Raw genomic sequence first — 16,947 nt, forward strand, 5'->3', positions numbered from 1 at the left:
AAATAAGAAATTTTTAACGCTGTTAGCGTCAAATTTCCTCCTTCAAATTGAGCAAGTATTAAGTCAAATTGGTATAAGGTCTTGTTAGCCCACACATTTTATTAATTCGGTTTTGGATTTCCCAATATCAAATTGCTCAACCATATCGCGAAGCTCATTCGCTTTACTCAGTAAAGAAAGTCCTGAGGCGTTGGTCATCTCAACCAATGTAGTATTTTGCTGTGTAATGCCATCAATTTGCTTAATTGCAAGGTTGATTTGCTCAATGCCAGAAGATTGTGTATCACAAGCTTCTGCTATTGTTTGCACTTGTGAGGCTAAACCATAGACATTTTCAACTATTGTTTTCAAGGTTTTGCCTGACTCTGAAGCCAATTTCGAGCCTTGCTTCACCTTGCTGGTACTATCGCTCAAAAGCTTTGAAATGTCTTTTGAGGCACTTGCGCTGCGTAATGCTAAATTCCTCACTTCAGCAGCTACTACTGCAAACCCTTTGCCTTTTTCTCCAGCTCTTGCAGCTTCAACAGACGCATTAAGCGCCAACAAATTGGTTTGAAAAGCAATTGAATCAATAACCTCTATCACCGTAAGGATTTCGCTCGCACTTTTCGTGATTTCTGCCATTGACCCAATCGTCGCTTCGACCACTTCTCCACCTTGTTTTGCTTGTTGATTAACCGAAATTGCAAGTTGGTTCGCTGATTGTGCATTACTCGCATTAGAATGTACGGTTTCGGTGATTTCTCCCACAGATACACGTGTTTCTTCAATAGAAGCAGCCTGTGAAGATGAACGCTCACTTAGCTCTTCGATACCTGTGGTGATCTGCTGAACTGAAACAGTGATCGACTCAGCCATCGCAATCAGTTTTTGGATCATATCTGCCAAATTCGCAACACTGGTATTCACAGACTGTTTCAGCAAGGCAAAATCTCCACTGTAACTTTGCTCGACTTGTCGTGTTAAATTTCCCTGCGACAGGCCGTCCATCACATTCATACACTCAGTTAGTGGTGCTTCAATCGAGTCTAAGGTCTTATTCATCGCCAAAATTATGCTGGCATAAGCGCCCTGATGTGTATCAGCCTTTGCTCGATGATGTAAATCCCCCTCGCTGGCAGCTTCTGCAAGCTTCTCTGCATCTGTCAGCATTTTCTCAATCGCATCAATACTACGCACCAAGCTTTGATAAATACGCTCAAATTCGCCCTTGTAGCCAGCTTTATTTAGCTCTGGAAGTTGGCCATTTGCTATACTTTCTAGGTAGTCACTCGTCAATGCTACGGGCTTTGATACCGCATCTAATGTTTCATTAACACCACGGATAATTTTTCTAAATTCACCTTGATGCTTGGTTTCATCAACACGTGTAGATAAGGCTCCTTTGCCTGCTGCTGCAACCAAGCTATACGTATCTTCAATCAGTAGCGATAGGGATGCCGTTGCATGTTCTAATGCGGTATGGATCTGGGCAAACTCGCCTTTAAATTGCGTATTAACTTGCTCAGGGATCTCTCCTTTAGAAAGTGCGATGAGGTGCTGTTTTGTTTGTTTTATAGGTTGCTCTACTGCATCAAGCAGTTTATTTAAACCATTGGCAATCAGCTTCATTGAACCGACATAGCCTTCCAAATTCACACGTTCAGACAGCTTGCCATCAGATGCTGATTGAATAAGCTGTTCAACTTGTTTTTCGGCGCGTCTTACTTGACTCAAATCTGCAAATTCAAACACGGTTCCAAGCAACACACCATTTTGATCAGTGACCGGGTTGGCCGTCGCTGCAATAATGACGGTGTCAACACACCATTCCCACTCCAGTTGCTTTACCAGCGACCCGGCGGCTTGCGCAAGGGCATCTGAGCTATGGAGTAATGCACTGGGAATCGCGCTGTGTACTACTTGCGGTGGTAACTCTAGTTGTGCTTGATAGCGCTGGAATAAAGCCTCACATTGACGGTTTACATAAATAACTTGATTGTGGTCATCACATAACATCACTGGAGCAGCTACATTGTCGAGCGCATAACGGATCCTTTGATTTTCTCGAGCTTGTAATTCTAGTTTTTTAGTCGCGTCAAGTAGGTTAGTTTGCATTTGCCGCAGGTTGAGTAGTAAGTTACCAATTTCGTCGTCACTGTGAACTTCAACCTCATTGTCGAGTCGTCCCTGTGCAATAGCTTTAGCAACAACAGAAGCATGATGAATTGGTCGCGTAATTAAACGCTGCATATACCATGTCAACAGCGCTAAAGTCAGCAATGCGCTTATAATAGAGCCGATCGTGCTTAACAGGATCACCTGATGCTTCGTCGCTACAGTCACGGCTGTACGTTCTTCAACAAGGGTGTTGATCTGTTTGTTTATTTCAAGTAAGTGAGCACTTGCTTTTCTGTCAATTCCTTGAACAAGGCGATCTGCTAGTTGAGTATCAAACCCTGATTGTTTAAATACAGCAAAAGACTCACGATACTTTTGTCCTAATATGAGATGCTCCTCTTGGTAGCTTTTAAGCTTATCTTGAAGAGACTGTGGCAATGTGTAGCGCGATAAAATTGTGTCCACCTGTGACTGAACGTTACGCTCTTTCGCTTCAAATCTTGTCCAATATTTATCTAATAAAGCAGGATCACTACCTCGAATTAGTACATTTTTCCATTCTTGTACTTGAGTTTTAAAGTCATCCAGCACTAAATTAATCTGCTCTCTGGCCGTCAACTCATTGTCGATAAGTTCATCATATTGCTCGGAAACCTGTTTCATCGTAAAAACGGTAATCATGGCCCCGACTAACATCACCGCTAACCCAACCGTGACTGCTATGATCAGTTTTGCTTTGACACTTTTCATCGCACGTATCCCTAATTATGAAAAGATTATTACATAAAGATAGAGCAGGATTAGGGATGTCACAAATATTGCAATTTTATTCATAAGGTAAAAGTTGTGACATTCGTCATCATCACAGCGTCATATTTATTTGATAGGATAATTTATTGAGTGATAAAGGAATAACGATACCCAATAACAGCTGTTGGGTAGGAGTAACTAGATGCCTGGCTTTTTTCGCTACCCAACTTCTTGGCTAATAACAACGCTTGTCACGTGGCTAGCGGTTGCTATACCGAGCTTAACGTATGTAAAGCAAAGTGTTCAGTGGCTGCCTTGGTTTCAGCATATCGCAATACTGCTATTGGTATTATTATGTATCAACGAATCTGAAAAGCACTATGGATATAAGGCAAGATATGCAATGCTCGTTGTACTTGCAATACTGATCCAGTCTATCAGTATCACTTCGCCTGCTGCCATCCATCTCATTTATAATGTAAAAGTTGTCGGTATACTGGCATTCTATGTGCCCCTTAGCTTTGCACTTAGCTACATTATATTTACATCGTGCTTTTACGTCGTTTCGCAGCACTTCTTTTGGCACAATGGATTTGAATACTTAAATGCCGTGTTGTTTGCATGCTTTCAACTTTTTGCTTTTGTTGTGTGCAAGCGAATGCAAAAAGAGCAAGAGGCTAAAGAAGCGCTACAACTGGCGCATAGTCAGCTTTCTGCAACCCAGTCTCTACTCAGCCAAAGTATTGCTAAGCAAGAAAGGTTACAACTTGCGCGTGAGTTACATGACGATGTTGGACACCAAATTACCAGCCTCATTGTCAACTTAGACGTTGCACGTCGAACCGCTGCGCAGCCGCTGAACGAGTTGCTTGATAGTTGTTACCAGCAAGCCAGAGAGACACTTACGTGTATTCGTGACCTAGTAAGTGATAAACGTAGCAATGAGCATATAGATTTATACGATGCCCTCATCAAACTAACTGAATCTATACCTAGATTGAACATCGAACTTGATTACGAACATCATCCATTACTTGAAAAGCTGAGTTATGCAAACTGTGTTTTAAAGTGCTGCCAAGAAGCGATTACCAATACATTAAAACATGCAAAAGCTGACAAAATGCAGGTGGCCGTATATAACCACAATGGGTTAACCATAAAGATCAGTGATAATGGTATCACACTTAACAGTATACGTTTTGGTAATGGATTAGTCGGTATGCAAGAGCGGATTGAAGAGCTTGGTGGCAGCCTGTTGGTTGTAACCAAACAAGGTGTCACATTAACTATCCAATTTGGGGCGACTAATGACTAAAATTTCGGTGTACCTGGTCGACGACCAAGCGCTTGTAAGACAGGGAATGCGAGCATTGCTGTCACTTAGTGATAACATCGTGTGTGCAGGTCACTGCGGCAGTGGCGACGAGTTTTTACAGCTAGTACGACAGCATAAGATCAGTACCGATATTGTTCTTTTGGATATGCGCATGCCTACTTTAGATGGTGTTGATGTACTGAGCGCATTAGATAATTTCAACGTGAATTTTAAAGTGATTATTCTCACCACGTTTAATGACACTACCAAGCTGAAACAAGCTATGGCGCTTGGCGCCAAAGGCTGTTTACTCAAAGATATAGAATTAGAAGAGTTAATCGCCGCTGTCCGACAAGTTCATCAAGGTGAGATTATTGTTCAAGAAGAGTTGGCTGAGACAATGGAAAAGCCAGATCTCACGTTAGACAAACTGACCACCCGCGAGCGAGATATATTACAGCTAATTGCCAAAGGCTATTCTAATAAAGAAATAGCCAACACCTTATATAAAGCGGAAGGTACTATCCGAAACTCCGTATCTTGTTTGCTATCAAAGTTGCAAGTTCGAGACCGGACACAAGCAACATTAAAAGCAAAAGAGCTGGGATTTGGAGAGGAGAATTACTAACTAGAGTGAGGTAACTATGCTTCTATTTGCTTACTCAAACGGACAGTACGAAGACGTGGCAGTATGTCAGTCCATACGATTTGTGTCTTCCCATGCTTCAAAATAGCGCCGTTCGCTAATACAATGGTTAACATACCTATTTGTAACTTTTCCTGAGCTTTTTTTGAACAACCCAAACTTACCGCTGGTTTACCACCCCAATTACTCATTTAACTTTGATCCGCAACATCGCTTTGTGATGAGTAAGTTTGCACGTCTATATCAAGAGCTCAAGACACTAGGGCTAATACAAAATAATGTCTATGAGCCAGAGCTTGGCTCGCCATCGCCTCTTGAGTTGGTGCATTGTGAACAGTACCTTTGGGACTTGTGGCATAATCGACTTGACCCAAAGGCAATGCGAAGAATTGGCTTACCGTGGTCAGATGCACTGATGGCACGTACCTTTACTGCGCCACTTGGCACACTGAAAACAGCAGAGTTAGCATTGCAATACGGTACAGCTTGCCATCTTGCAGGAGGCACACATCACGCACATTTCGATTTTGGTTCTGGCTTTTGTATGGTAAATGACCTTGCTTTTGCCGCAACAGAGCTTATCAACACACAAAAGATCACCAATGCACTCATTTTTGATTTAGATGTTCACCAAGGCGATGGCACAGCAGCTATGCTGAAGCACAACCCGTACGTATTCACCTGCTCAATTCACTGTGAAAAGAATTTTCCATTTCGTAAACACCAAAGTGACTTAGATATAGGGTTAGATATTGGTTTAACAGATAGCCGCTACCTCGATATCGTAGCGAACACGCTAGAGTCTTTGCTGCTGGACCTTAACCCTGATATTGTTTTTTATGATGCAGGGGTCGATGTTTGGCAAGGAGATAGCCTTGGAAAACTCGAAATATCTTGGCTTGGCATTGCAAAGCGAGATGCGCTGGTTTTAGGGTTGTGCCATAAACATGGTATTCCCGTAGCACCGTAATTGGCGGTGGCTACGACAAAAATCATCAACGTCTAGCAAAGCGTCACGCAATAGTAGTTCAACAAGCTGCAAAAATTTAAAAAATAATTGATCTTTTTTCTGTCACTCTTCGTTTACTATCATGAAGGGTTTGAACAGCCCTCGGGCTATTAGGATAACCCCCCTTCACGATGGCACTGAATACGCGCACCAATGGTGCGCGGTTCTCTTTTTTGGTATTACCCTCCGTCACTCAAATAAACGAAGTTTCTTCCTGAATAAATATATCGCACAGCTTGAAGACAATAGCGTTAGCGTTACCACTGCAACAACAGAACTAAAAGTGTCATCCAGGTAAACCCCTTCACCAATATTTCCAAACCTATACACAGTAGCGGCAGCTAATAAACAAGATAGAAAGTGTATACCTATTATTGTGTAAAACATTTGATGAGCGATACGTACTTTGTCATTTATTAAGTTCAGCGCAGCAAATACGATAGGCCAGATAATGGTCATAACGAACATTGGTATTTCCACTCTAAATACTTGTAAAATCGAAGCTTGTGGCTGCATACATTGAAGCCTCGTACAAATGATCAGGTTCGAGTCATCAATCAGAAAATAATAAAAAGACCGGCCAAGCATTATCAATCCAACTAAGACGACCAAGGCTTTGGCATTTTCAGGCTTTGAGATGGTTTTAACAATATTCATAACTATTCAGCACCCCCAACTTGATTCGTTTAAGCTGCACCTCATTTCATCATCTATTAAACGGAGGCAAGGTTTTTAAACTTCAATAAAAAATACAGCACATAACTCATAAGTTGGCTGCAAATAACAAAGGTAACAGCTATGGACCAACAAAGTTATTATTATGCTCAGCCAATGCCCTTCGAACTTTTTTAATTATCTGCGGATCGGTTTGTTTATTAAAAGCCATACAGCCGCGTTGTTGATTCGCTTTTGTCACTTCTACTAACAGTTCAACATCTTCGTATTCCATGTCAGCGGCAGCAAGCGCCTCCCCCATCAAGTACTCCGTTGACATAACAAGATCGATACGCCCTCTAAAGAATGGCTTGTAAAAACTAGTAGGCTCCGCTGAAACTATCAAATGTTTACCAGCTACAAAGCCATTTTTAAGCAAAAATTCATGATAAATACTGCCCTTGACCACTGCCGAAGTGTAGTTTTTCGCGTCTTCAAGTTGAGTAACCTTAATATCCTTTCTTGATTTCAGTTTAAAAAAGTACATTGGTACGGGACGGATCAAGGGACACGCCCATTCGTAGTCTTCCTCACGCTGCGTCGTGCGGTAGATGGTATAAATCAAGGTGTTCGGCCTACTCTTTGCCGTCTCCATTGCGCGGATCCACGGAAAGCTTTTTATTTCATAGTTAACCCCTGCCATCGACAGCACTTCTCGTACTTTGTCGGTCGCTCTACCAACAATGACTCCCTCATCATTGGTATAGTTGTAGGGACGCCATTCCTCAGTCACCACAAGCAAAGTGTTGGCATAACTTACACCACTTAATAGTAATATCAGCAATAAAGGCCACATTACAAAAAAAGGACAACGCCAAGCGGCTTTCTCAGTTAAGCTTTTGCAATTCCTATTTAACTCATGCACCATATTGCAAAATATAATTTTTAGATTATTAATATGAAAAGCATAGTACTATTTATTTTTCTTGCCGCTTTTAGTTTAACTTCTTCAGCTTCAGAACAGTCCTCACAGAACAAGCCATCAGAAAACCAACAACAACAGACTTTAAGCCAATTACAAGAACCCATGTACCGTCCATTAATCGAGCGTTACATCCTTGATGAGCTAAAAGCGGTAAGAGAAGATCAAATGCGTCTTAGAGCTGACATTGAAAAAAAAATCAGCCATTCACAATTAGATACCGCTGATCGTGCTATCACTTATACCACCGACACCATTAATAACGTGCTCTTTCTTATAACCGCAGCTGCTTCAATTTTAGTAGTCGTTGGATGGTCATCATTTAGAGACATAAAAAGTAAAGTTGAAGATATTGTTAGTCAGCGTGTAGGTACTATTACCGATGAATACGAAAAGCGCCTACAAGTATTAGAAGAAAAGCTACGTGAGCGCTCTGAGGAGATCCTCAATAATCAAAAGAAAATTTCAATCACCAACGAAGTACACTCACTTTGGATGCGAGCAAACCTAGAAAGTGATATGAATTCTAAGATTGAAATTTACGATGAGATCCTCAACCGTAAGCCCGAAGATGTTGAGGCTATTGCTTACAAAGCCGATGCGCTATTGGAGCTTGGGCAAACTAACACCGCTATCGACCTATGTAATCAGGCATTAGAAATCGACAGCGATTACGGCTATGCCTACTGGCAACGGGCTTGTGCATACGCCATGCTCTATCAACATGCAGATGCAATGGCTGATATTCGTATGGCGCTTGAGTATGCACCGAACTTAAAGAATGAGTTACAACATGAACCAGCTTTTGCTAGCCTTGCAGACAACCAAAGCTTTAACGAGCTGGTGAATAGTTAAGGTGTTTTAGCAGCTCAGTTTGTAATTGAGTCACTGTCTCGAGCTGCTTTTTTGACTTGATCAAAGGATTACCTATTTGATGGACCGAAGCACTTTGCAGATTAAAGTGCTTTTTTAGTTCATCCATCAAGCTACTTTCATAGAAAAGTGCAGCTAATGAGCCATCTTTAAGCGCTTGGGTTAAGCCGTATTCCAAGCGACGGTGAAGGCTGTTATCTTCCTTATTGACGTAGAAGTACACTGTAAACGGGTAGAGCAATAGATTCTTTCCATTGTAGCTAAGTCGTTGATCTCCAAAAGACCTTATTTCGGGTATTACTTCAATTATTCCCCTCGGAAGACCCTGCCGGTACTATTTGTAAGCACTCGATAGCAGGTGAGGCCATCCATACACGTTTCGACTGTAAAACCTGACTTTTCGAAAATCTCAACATCAGACCAGTCTTTACCTAATAAGACCTTGAACTTTTGCAACTCCGATAAGGACAAATGTGTATTTAGCTTGGCCTTATCAGCGACATTTTTGACCAATACCCTAATACCAAAACTGCCAAATGCAATTGGGATAGCTACAGGCTGTGATTTATCTAGGGCCAAGCGTAAAACCGACAGAAAGTATTGATTCTGGGGCGTTCCATTCTCTTTCGCTGCATCTACGACTTTGATGACTTTTGGTACGGCAATAACGCTACAAGATACCAGTGTCAGATATACCAAAAAGATAAACCTAGTCTGCATTGCTATTACCAGTATTGCTCAACAGTGATCTGACCGGGCTTTGCCCGCCTATGACGTTCAAAACCCATCTTCTGTAACTGAGCACTGAGTTGTTTTACCATATCGGGATTACCGCACAGCATAAAATGGCTTTTGTCTGGGAAGTGTAAATAACCAAAATGCGCTAATAATTGCTTGTTTTCCACAAGCTCCGTAACTCGTCCCTGATAACCCACTTCAGGTTGCTCTCGCGTTACTAAAGGGATATAAGTAAACTCACCTCTTTGCGCTTGCAGTTGCTCTAGTTTTGCTCGGTAGCACAAGTCAGCATTGAGTCTAACGCCATGAATGAGGTGCACCTGTTTTACCCGTTGCCATATTTCACCGTCATCCAACATAGACAAAAATGGTCCAATGGCTGTACCTGTGCAGATCATCCATAGTGTATCGCATGGCGGTAATTCATCTAGGGTAAAAAATCCATTGGCCTTATGAGAGACCTCAATGAAGTCCCCAGCTTTGAGCTGATGTAACGCAGGGGACAGGTTGCCTTCAGGTACCCTTACAACCAGAACTTCATGAGTTGATTCTGATGGAGAGTTCACAAAAGAGTAGGCTCTGGACGTTCGAGCGCCGTGTTCAACTAAACTCAGCTTAGTGTACTGACCGGCCTTAAAAGGCGCGATATCTGCTCTAAATCGAATACTAAAAAGCGTTTGTGTCCAATGAACAATGTCGATCACCTCTCCTTTTACCCACTGTGACATGATTTCTCCAAAAGTAGCTATTCACCAATAAAAAGCAATAACATAACCATGGCAAAAAACAGGCGTTTGTCAAAGGTTTAAACACCACGGCTTGCCCAGTTCAATTGGTAATGGCTCCTTAACCACAATCTGTGCATCGACTTTAGGTATTGAGAGAGAAAACTTATCAATATGGGCATTGACCATCGCTGCATAATCCTCTTTTGCAGCACCCAACGCATAAGCTTTCATAATATCTGGCGTATTCAAATTTGGTTTATTGCTACCTTGCTTTAATAGGCGCTCTAACTCTGTAAGCCAAGATAAGTAGTGCTGCTTGGCGCTCATCAACTCATCATCTAGCTCAACTTCTGCCAAAACTTTGTGATAGCTAGCAAAGTCTTCATTTAAGAGGTGTATTCCGAGGCTGTTTACACTTACTTGCCTCATTGCTTTATAATTTTCATCATCTCGATATTGTTTTGCTGCTTCTTGAAAATAGCGTAGCGCCTCTTCAGACTCACCTAGTGCAAACGTAATATTCCCAAGTGCAGTTGCAAGTCCTGCCCGCATGTAATCTGGAAGGAATCTTTTTTCTATGTTTTTAAGCAAGCTATAACCAAGGGAAGGCTGATTGATTCGCGTATAGGCAATGGCAATATTCACTTTAAGTGCCGCTTTGTACTGCGAACTAGTCGCCTCATTCATTGCGCACCGATAGTGCCAAATGGCCTGTTGATTTTGTTCTCGATAGCGATAAGCAACACCAATATTGGCGAGTAGTTTGACTTTACTTTCCTCGATGAGTGCATCAAAATCTTTATTTTTTAGCGCTTCCAGTGCCGCTAACAACACTGAATTATTAAATGTAATTGCCCCCGCACGAATGGCAAGGCTATGAAGCCGATAGTAGTCACGTAGAGTGAGATCGTCTCGCGAAAGTGCAATTTGGTATGCTTGTATTGCTTCATCTGGTTTATTTTTAACTAGCGAGTTAAGGCTAACCCAGTCCAGCCCAACCCCACTATTTATCATCAAAGTAAAAAGAACTATAGCGAGCATCGTCATTACTCCTAACTCAAACCAATTTATACTAATTATCTTTATTAAGTGGTCTATTATGAGGCGCGAAAATCTTGTCGATACCTCCGCTACCGCGTCCTGCTATCGCTAAGGTACCTGCGCATCCATGTAGGCAAGGCATACGTTTTGCTATTTAGTTGATCTAAATAAGAAATTTTTAACGCTGTTAGCGTCAGATTTACTCCTTCGAATTGAGCAAGTATTAAGCCTAATTGGTATTAATTGCTCTAAAGAAGAAATTTTTAACCTAGTTAGCGTCAGGCTTACTCTTCTAAATTTAGTTAGCATTAAGGCCAATTGGTATAAAACAAAGTCGCTTGCTTAAAACTCTACCACCTTTATCTTGTGCGAGCTAATTTTCAATGCTTCAAAGAATGGTGTTCAAAAAAAAAAGCCGCTAGGAGCGGCTTTTTTGGGTGTGATTCGCTTTGTTTTAGGCGTGTCTCCAAAACTCTGCGATTACGTTACCAAGGAACTTTTTAAATTGTATTAAATTGACTCTAGCGCAATTTTTACCATTTCATTGAACGTACTTTGACGTTCTTCAGGTGGTGTTGCTTCACCAGTAATAACATGATCACTTACAGTGAATAATGCCATTGCTTTTGCACCATACTCAGCTGCAACACCATATAGGCCCGCCGTTTCCATATCAACAGCCATTACACCTAGCTTGTCTAATTCTTTGTAAAATTCGCTATCCGCTTGATAGAAAGTATCTGTCGTGAATACATTACCAATTTTTGCATCAATACCTAAACGACGCGCGGCATTTACACCATTTTCCAAAAGACCAAAATCAGAGATAGCAGCAAAATCATAGCCACGTACGCGAGCACGGTTCACGTTTGAATCTGTACTTGCGCCTTGGGCAAAAATAACATCGCGGATCTTAATGTCTTGGCTAATTCCACCACATGTACCGATACGGATAAGGTTCTTAACGCCGAAGCTAACTATAAGCTCACGTGCGTAAATTGACATAGACGGAATGCCCATGCCTGAGCCCATGATGCTGACTGGCTTACCATTATAAGTACCTGTAAAACCAAACATGTTGCGAACGTCAGTTACCTGACGAGCATCTTCCAAGAAGTTTTCTGCAATGTATTTTGCTCTTAATGGATCGCCCGGCATTAATACCGTTTCTGCAAAATCACCTGGCTTTGCGCTAATGTGTGGAGTGCTCATATTGTTTCCTTTAGTTAGGCTTTTATTTCGGCCTTAAAGCCTTCACCGTACTGTGTTGCGTCTAAATCAAACCACTGGGCAAGCGTTTGACCTATGTCAGCAAAACTTTGTCTCTCTCCTAATGGAGTATTGTTCATACCCGGTGTATATGCCAATACAGGCACGTATTCACGCGTATGATCTGTGCCTTCAGCTGTTGGGTCACAACCGTGATCGGCGGTAATTAAAAGCAAATCATCTGCTTTTAATTTGGCAATAATCTCTGGTAAAAAAGCATCAAACTGAGCTAATGCTTCAGCGTAACCTACTGCATTCCTGCGATGACCAAACTTTTCGTCGAAATCGACTAAGTTGGTGAAAATAAGGCTGTGCTCCGGTGCAGAGTCCATCACTTCGCTTGTTTTTGCTAGTAGATTCAACAAACCAGGGGCTTTATGCTTTTGCGTTATCCCTTGATGTGCGTAGATATCTGCAATTTTACCAATGCTAATTACTTCGCCGCCGTCGTTGGCTAGCTTATCCAACACTGTTGGCGAAGGTGGTAACACGGAGTAATCTCTACGGTTACCGGTACGAATAAAGTCGGCACTTGACGTGCCTATAAATGGCCGCGCAATCACTCGTCCTATATTCATTTCATCAAGCAGTGCCCGTGCGATTTCACATACTTGATAAAGCTTGTCAAGGCCAAAAGATTGCTCATGAGCGGCTATTTGAAAGACGCTATCAACTGAGGTATAGCAAATTGGCTTACCAGTTTGCATATGTTCTTCACCCAGCTGTTCTAAAATAGTGGTGCCCGACGCGTAACAGTTCCCTAAAATACCTGGGATTTCCGCACGCTTGCACAACTCATCTATAAACTCTTGCGGGAAACATGGGTTAGTATTTGGAAAGTAACCCCAATCAAACAATACAGGTACCCCTGCCATTTCCCAGTGGCCAGACGGTGTGTCTTTACCACTTGATAATTCTTTTGCATATCCCCAAGCTGCACTTGGCTCAATATTTTGTGCAACGATGCAGGTTTCTTTACCCGCAGCCTCACATGCTGCGATTAGACCTAGTTTAGAAAGATTAGGTAAATCGAGTGCTTCACCTTTTTCTTCACTATATGCCTGCAATAAATGTGCGAGAGTATTAGCACCTAGGTCACCAAACTGTTCTGCGTCTGGTGCTGCGCCAATGCCTAGGCTATCCGCCATTAATATGATTGCTCTTGCCATAGATACCTCTCTATACTGCTTAGGCTGTTATTTATTCTTAAATACATGGTTACCGTAAGCGTTGGTTACTTTATGTTTGGTTAAAAAAATCGTACAGGACATAAGTCCGCTGTCATAAAATAGTCACAAAATTCACGAAAAGTTGCGATCTTGCAAATTTCAATCAATTGCCTTCAGCGGACATAAGTCCTGTTTTGAGTCCGCCAAACCCGTTAAATTTGCTCATTAAGCGAGGCAAAAGAGATTAATCGTGTCTTTTTTGCTATTGTGATCTTCCAACATAAACAACTGCTGGGTGTGAACTTTAGTGACACGAACTATTATAGCCATAGCTGGCGCATCTGCGTCTGGTAAGTCTCTTTTTAGTCAAACGATTTACAACGAATTAGTGAATGAGCTTGCCTCAGGCGCTATCGCGGTAATCGAAGAGGACGCCTATTATAAAGATCAATCGCATTTACCTATAGAGCATCGTACTCAAACGAATTATGACCATCCTGATGCGTTTGAACACGAGCTGTTACGCGAGCATTTAACAAAGCTTCGCCAAGGTGAATCTGTAGAGGTTCCTACCTACGATTACGGACAGCATACACGTAGCGATAAAACCCGAATAGTTAATCCTGCAAAGATACTAATCGTTGAGGGTATTTTATTGTTAAGTGATCCTGCATTAAGTGAAGAGTTTGATATAAAGGTGTTCATTGATACACCTTTGGATATTTGTTTGCTGCGTCGCATGCAAAGGGATATAGAGCACAGAGGAAGAAGTTTGTCATCTGTGGTAGAACAATATCAGGCAACGGTAAGACCGATGTTTTATCAGTTTATCGAGCCATCCAAGCATAATGCCGACTTGGTTGTGACCCGTGGTGGTATGAATCGCGTTGCGATTGATATTATAAAAAGTAAAATAAAATATTTGCTACAAGAATAACGGGAAATTGGCATGACAACAATTATGAGCCTAGTGGGTATGATGATGCTCCTAGGTGTAGCATTTGCGTGTTCGACTAACCGCAGTGCTATTAATAAGCGCACCGTAGGCGTCGCATTTTTACTGCAAGTCTTAATAGGCGGCTTTGTACTCTTTATTGAAGCAGGCAAAAACGTTTTAGCTTCAATGTCTAGCGCGGTTGCAAAGGTAATCAGCTATGCTAATGATGGCATTGGCTTTTTATTTGGTCCTTTGGCTCAACAAGACTCGCTAGGATTTATTTTTGCAATTCAAGTATTGCCGGTAATCGTGTTCTTCTCAGCACTTGTGGCTGTGTTGTATCACCTTGGCATAATGAATTGGATTATTAAGATTTTAGGTGGCGGCTTACAAAAGCTGTTGCAAACGTCACGACCTGAGTCGCTTTCAGCTACAGCAAACATCTTTGTTGGTCAAACGGAAGCGCCTCTAATCGTAAAACCGTTTATCCCAAAAATGACGCAGTCAGAATTGTTTGCAGTCATGGTGGGCGGTTTAGCAACAGTCGCCGGCTCGGTAATGGCTGGTTATGTTGCGATTGGTGTTGAACTTAAATACCTAATAGCAGCAAGCTTTATGGCGGCACCGGGTGGTTTCTTAATGGCAAAAATGATTGTGCCAGAAACCGAAAAGCCACATGAAAATTTATCAGATGTTGATAGTGGCGAAGATAAACCTGTTAATGTAATAGATGCAGCAGCATCTGGTGCATCAAGTGGTATGCACTTAGCACTAAACGTAGGTGCAATGCTACTTGCATTTGTAGCGCTAATTGCCTTACTCAATGGTTTATTAGGTAGTATTGGGGGAATCTTTGATTACCCAACACTGACACTACAAGAAATTTTAGGCTACGTCTTTGCCCCTGTCGCTTGGCTACTTGGGGTACCTTGGTCGGAAGCTGTAACGGCAGGTAGTTTTATCGGCCAAAAATTGGTAGTAAACGAGTTTGTTGCCTACCTAGATTATATGAATTATCGCGATACGTTGAGCACACACACTCAAGCGATTGTCACATTTGCTTTATGTGGATTTGCTAACTTATCGTCGATTGCCATCTTACTAGGCGGACTCGGGGGTATGGCTCCCAGTCGTAGAAAGGATATCGCTCGCCTAGGGCTCAGAGCAGTGTTAGCAGGGTCTATGGCTAACCTCATGAGTGCAGCAATTGCAGGTTTCTTCCTCTCGCTAGCTTAGAAACTTATTGAGATAAGCCGCAGTTGCAAAACAATTGGTTGGTTGCTTTAAGGGGTTAAAGTGACCATACTAACTTGAACGATACTTCACCAAAGGGCCTTTTAGGCCCTTTTATCGTTTCCAGCTATCGCTCACTCTTCCCCCTGTAAACTTTGCTATTTAATACCACATTAAATTATACCTTTATATGGCCAGACAGTTTTGGGAATAACACCGCTCCCGCGTCCTGTTATCGACAAGATTTTCTCGCCTCAAAATAGACCACTTAATTAAGATAATTGGTATAAGCTAAAAACTTTGTACGCGGCTAAAGCCTTAAATTGAATATGTATAAAAACATCGTAGTATTGCTAACATCACTGTATCTTGGAGCAACTATGATGCTTTTAACCTCTTTAACGTAAACAGCTTTTCATGCAGCCCTGTTACTAAACTCACACCAACTAGCACTAATACGCTGCCTAAAATGGTGTTTATACCTATTTTTTCATCAAGAAATAGATGTCCCCATAAAATGCCAAAAACCGGGATCAGAAAGGTCACTGATAGCGCCGAAGCCGCGCCTAACTCTTCTACAAGCTTGAAATACAAAATATACGCAATCCCTGTGCAAATAATACCAAGCCCAACGACCGCACTTATCACGGTTGAGTTGGGAGTTTCTCTTATCGGCATAAAGAATATGAAAGGTAAAACAAATATGGCAGCTCCCCACAAATTGCCATGAGCATGATTAAATGAAGTCATCTGTGGTGCACGTTTTGTGTAGTGCGATGCGCCCGCATAGCTCAGTGTCGCACACAATGCCGCTAAAATAGGCAACCATGCACCTTCTTTGAGTACTGCGCTATCAAACCCCACTAACGTAACAACACCGGCAAGGCCAAACCCACACCCCATCCATACCGACTTATGCGTTGGCACTTTTAACCATAATGCTCCAATTACCACTCCCCAAAATGGCGCAGTTGAATTTAAGATAGATACCATTGACGCATCAAGCGTTTGCACAGCATATGCAAACAACATAAAAGGGATTGCTGAATTGAACATGCCTAAGATTAGAAAATGTTTTTTATAGCGCCAAAAATGCAAATTGCGCTTCAGCAGTAATGCCACCACACTCAGTGTAACAGCACCTAATATCACCCTAAATTCAATCAGTACAGCGGGTCCTAGCTCGCTCGCGGCTAGCTTCATAAATAAAAAAGAACCACCCCAAATTGCAGCTAATAGTACTAATCCCAATAATCCTTTCACGATAAACTCCAGAAAAATACTAATGAGCAGCTACCATAAGCCGATACAGTAATCGAGCACAAGCCATTTTTGGCACTCAAATTAGCAAGTGCGCGTTACACAACTTTTATAGCCAGCTTGCTGAGTGAAGTGGTCATTTATTTACGTAATCTGAGAGTGGGATAAAATAAGTTAACTCATTTTTTTACAATCACGTTAAATGATTGTCTTATTCTAGATAAGCGAATTTATACCAATTTT

General features: G+C 41.8%; 16 protein-coding genes and 1 pseudogene. 6 read left to right on the forward strand and 11 right to left on the reverse strand.

The window, feature by feature from the left end; genetic code table 11:
* Positions 1-84: 84 nt before the first annotated feature.
* On the reverse strand, positions 85-2,850 hold the full coding sequence (locus tag D9603_RS01825; RefSeq protein ID WP_128729834.1) for a methyl-accepting chemotaxis protein: 2,766 nt from the start codon (positions 2,848-2,850) through the stop codon (positions 85-87).
* A 202-nt stretch (positions 2,851-3,052) separates the two neighbouring features.
* Here D9603_RS01825 and D9603_RS01830 point away from each other — a divergent pair, with 202 nt between their 5' ends.
* Positions 3,053-4,165, forward strand: coding sequence for a histidine kinase (locus tag D9603_RS01830; RefSeq protein ID WP_128729835.1), 1,113 nt, complete (start codon positions 3,053-3,055; stop codon positions 4,163-4,165).
* Positions 4,158-4,793, forward strand: coding sequence for a response regulator transcription factor (locus D9603_RS01835; protein WP_128729836.1), 636 nt, complete (start codon positions 4,158-4,160; stop codon positions 4,791-4,793). The genes D9603_RS01830 and D9603_RS01835 overlap by 8 nt, the downstream gene beginning before the upstream one ends.
* 14 nt (positions 4,794-4,807) lie before the next feature.
* On the opposite strand, the gene D9603_RS21775 is transcribed toward D9603_RS01835, so the two are convergent.
* Entirely contained in the window at positions 4,808-5,002 is a 195-nt protein-coding gene (locus D9603_RS21775; RefSeq protein WP_170178628.1) for a hypothetical protein, read from the reverse strand.
* Here D9603_RS21775 and D9603_RS01840 point away from each other — a divergent pair.
* A pseudogene (locus tag D9603_RS01840) lies at positions 4,957-5,861 on the forward strand (histone deacetylase). The gene D9603_RS21775 and the pseudogene D9603_RS01840 sit on opposite strands and share 46 nt — an antisense overlap.
* Positions 5,862-6,009: 148 nt before the next feature.
* Here the strand turns inward: D9603_RS01840 and D9603_RS01845 are convergent.
* Both D9603_RS01845 and D9603_RS01850 read right to left on the reverse strand, forming a co-directional pair.
* The gene (locus tag D9603_RS01845; RefSeq protein ID WP_128729837.1) at positions 6,010-6,477 is read right to left on the reverse strand and encodes a hypothetical protein; all 468 of its coding nucleotides are present in this window, start codon (positions 6,475-6,477) and stop codon (positions 6,010-6,012) included.
* Positions 6,478-6,616: 139 nt separating this feature from the next.
* On the reverse strand, positions 6,617-7,318 hold the full coding sequence (locus D9603_RS01850; protein WP_241651552.1) for a transporter substrate-binding domain-containing protein: 702 nt from the start codon (positions 7,316-7,318) through the stop codon (positions 6,617-6,619).
* A gap of 114 nt (positions 7,319-7,432) precedes the next feature.
* Between D9603_RS01850 and D9603_RS01855 the strand changes: the two genes are divergently transcribed.
* Entirely contained in the window at positions 7,433-8,311 is an 879-nt protein-coding gene (locus tag D9603_RS01855; protein ID WP_128729839.1) for a tetratricopeptide repeat protein, read from the forward strand.
* Here the strand turns inward: D9603_RS01855 and D9603_RS22000 are convergent.
* The 6 genes from D9603_RS22000 to D9603_RS01880 all read right to left on the reverse strand — a co-directional run bounded on the left by D9603_RS22000 (position 8,289) and on the right by D9603_RS01880 (position 13,274).
* A complete protein-coding gene (locus tag D9603_RS22000; protein WP_241651553.1) occupies positions 8,289-8,570 on the reverse strand; it encodes a hypothetical protein in 282 nt (93 codons plus the stop codon). The genes D9603_RS01855 and D9603_RS22000 overlap by 23 nt on opposite strands.
* Positions 8,571-8,635: 65 nt before the next feature.
* The gene (locus D9603_RS22005) at positions 8,636-9,049 is read right to left on the reverse strand and encodes a hypothetical protein (protein WP_241651554.1); all 414 of its coding nucleotides are present in this window, start codon (positions 9,047-9,049) and stop codon (positions 8,636-8,638) included.
* Between the two features lie 5 nt (positions 9,050-9,054).
* A complete protein-coding gene (locus D9603_RS01865) occupies positions 9,055-9,795 on the reverse strand; it encodes a ferredoxin--NADP reductase (protein WP_128729840.1) in 741 nt (246 codons plus the stop codon).
* Between the two features lie 69 nt (positions 9,796-9,864).
* Positions 9,865-10,836 carry a hypothetical protein gene (locus tag D9603_RS01870; RefSeq protein ID WP_241651555.1) on the reverse strand — a complete coding sequence of 324 codons (972 nt, stop codon included), beginning with the start codon at positions 10,834-10,836 and terminating at the stop codon, positions 9,865-9,867.
* A 510-nt stretch (positions 10,837-11,346) separates the two neighbouring features.
* Positions 11,347-12,048 carry a purine-nucleoside phosphorylase gene (deoD, locus tag D9603_RS01875; RefSeq protein WP_125251827.1) on the reverse strand — a complete coding sequence of 234 codons (702 nt, stop codon included), beginning with the start codon at positions 12,046-12,048 and terminating at the stop codon, positions 11,347-11,349.
* A gap of 14 nt (positions 12,049-12,062) precedes the next feature.
* Positions 12,063-13,274 carry a phosphopentomutase gene (locus D9603_RS01880; RefSeq protein ID WP_128729842.1) on the reverse strand — a complete coding sequence of 404 codons (1,212 nt, stop codon included), beginning with the start codon at positions 13,272-13,274 and terminating at the stop codon, positions 12,063-12,065.
* A gap of 307 nt (positions 13,275-13,581) precedes the next feature.
* Between D9603_RS01880 and udk the strand changes: the two genes are divergently transcribed.
* Positions 13,582-14,211: a uridine kinase gene (udk, locus tag D9603_RS01885; protein WP_125251829.1), complete on the forward strand. Its 630-nt coding sequence runs from the start codon at positions 13,582-13,584 to the stop codon at positions 14,209-14,211.
* A 12-nt stretch (positions 14,212-14,223) separates the two neighbouring features.
* Positions 14,224-15,447 carry a NupC/NupG family nucleoside CNT transporter gene (locus tag D9603_RS01890; protein ID WP_125251830.1) on the forward strand — a complete coding sequence of 408 codons (1,224 nt, stop codon included), beginning with the start codon at positions 14,224-14,226 and terminating at the stop codon, positions 15,445-15,447.
* Positions 15,448-15,822: 375 nt separating this feature from the next.
* Here D9603_RS01890 and D9603_RS01895 read toward each other — a convergent pair whose 3' ends face one another.
* On the reverse strand, positions 15,823-16,707 hold the full coding sequence (locus D9603_RS01895; RefSeq protein ID WP_128729843.1) for a DMT family transporter: 885 nt from the start codon (positions 16,705-16,707) through the stop codon (positions 15,823-15,825).
* Between the last annotated feature and the right edge of the window lie 240 nt (positions 16,708-16,947).

The sequence above is a fragment of the Pseudoalteromonas sp. PS5 genome (assembly GCF_004103255.1).
In the GTDB taxonomy this organism is placed as follows: Bacteria; Pseudomonadota; Gammaproteobacteria; order Enterobacterales; family Alteromonadaceae; genus Pseudoalteromonas; species Pseudoalteromonas peptidolytica.

Excerpts from the sequence above, each read along its gene's own strand:
- D9603_RS01825 (WP_128729834.1), bottom strand. The coding sequence starts at position 2,850 with ATGAAAAGTGTCAAAGCAAAACTGATCATAGCAGTCACGGTTGGGTTA.
- D9603_RS01830 (WP_128729835.1), top strand. The coding sequence starts at position 3,053 with ATGCCTGGCTTTTTTCGCTACCCAACTTCTTGGCTAATAACAACGCTT.
- D9603_RS01835 (WP_128729836.1), top strand. The coding sequence starts at position 4,158 with ATGACTAAAATTTCGGTGTACCTGGTCGACGACCAAGCGCTTGTAAGA.
- D9603_RS21775 (WP_170178628.1), bottom strand. The coding sequence starts at position 5,002 with ATGAGTAATTGGGGTGGTAAACCAGCGGTAAGTTTGGGTTGTTCAAAA.
- D9603_RS01845 (WP_128729837.1), bottom strand. The coding sequence starts at position 6,477 with ATGAATATTGTTAAAACCATCTCAAAGCCTGAAAATGCCAAAGCCTTG.
- D9603_RS01855 (WP_128729839.1), top strand. The coding sequence starts at position 7,433 with ATGAAAAGCATAGTACTATTTATTTTTCTTGCCGCTTTTAGTTTAACT.
- D9603_RS22005 (WP_241651554.1), bottom strand. The coding sequence starts at position 9,049 with ATGCAGACTAGGTTTATCTTTTTGGTATATCTGACACTGGTATCTTGT.
- D9603_RS01865 (WP_128729840.1), bottom strand. The coding sequence starts at position 9,795 with ATGTCACAGTGGGTAAAAGGAGAGGTGATCGACATTGTTCATTGGACA.
- D9603_RS01870 (WP_241651555.1), bottom strand. The coding sequence starts at position 10,836 with ATGCTCGCTATAGTTCTTTTTACTTTGATGATAAATAGTGGGGTTGGG.
- deoD (WP_125251827.1), bottom strand. The coding sequence starts at position 12,048 with ATGAGCACTCCACACATTAGCGCAAAGCCAGGTGATTTTGCAGAAACG.
- D9603_RS01880 (WP_128729842.1), bottom strand. The coding sequence starts at position 13,274 with ATGGCAAGAGCAATCATATTAATGGCGGATAGCCTAGGCATTGGCGCA.
- D9603_RS01890 (WP_125251830.1), top strand. The coding sequence starts at position 14,224 with ATGACAACAATTATGAGCCTAGTGGGTATGATGATGCTCCTAGGTGTA.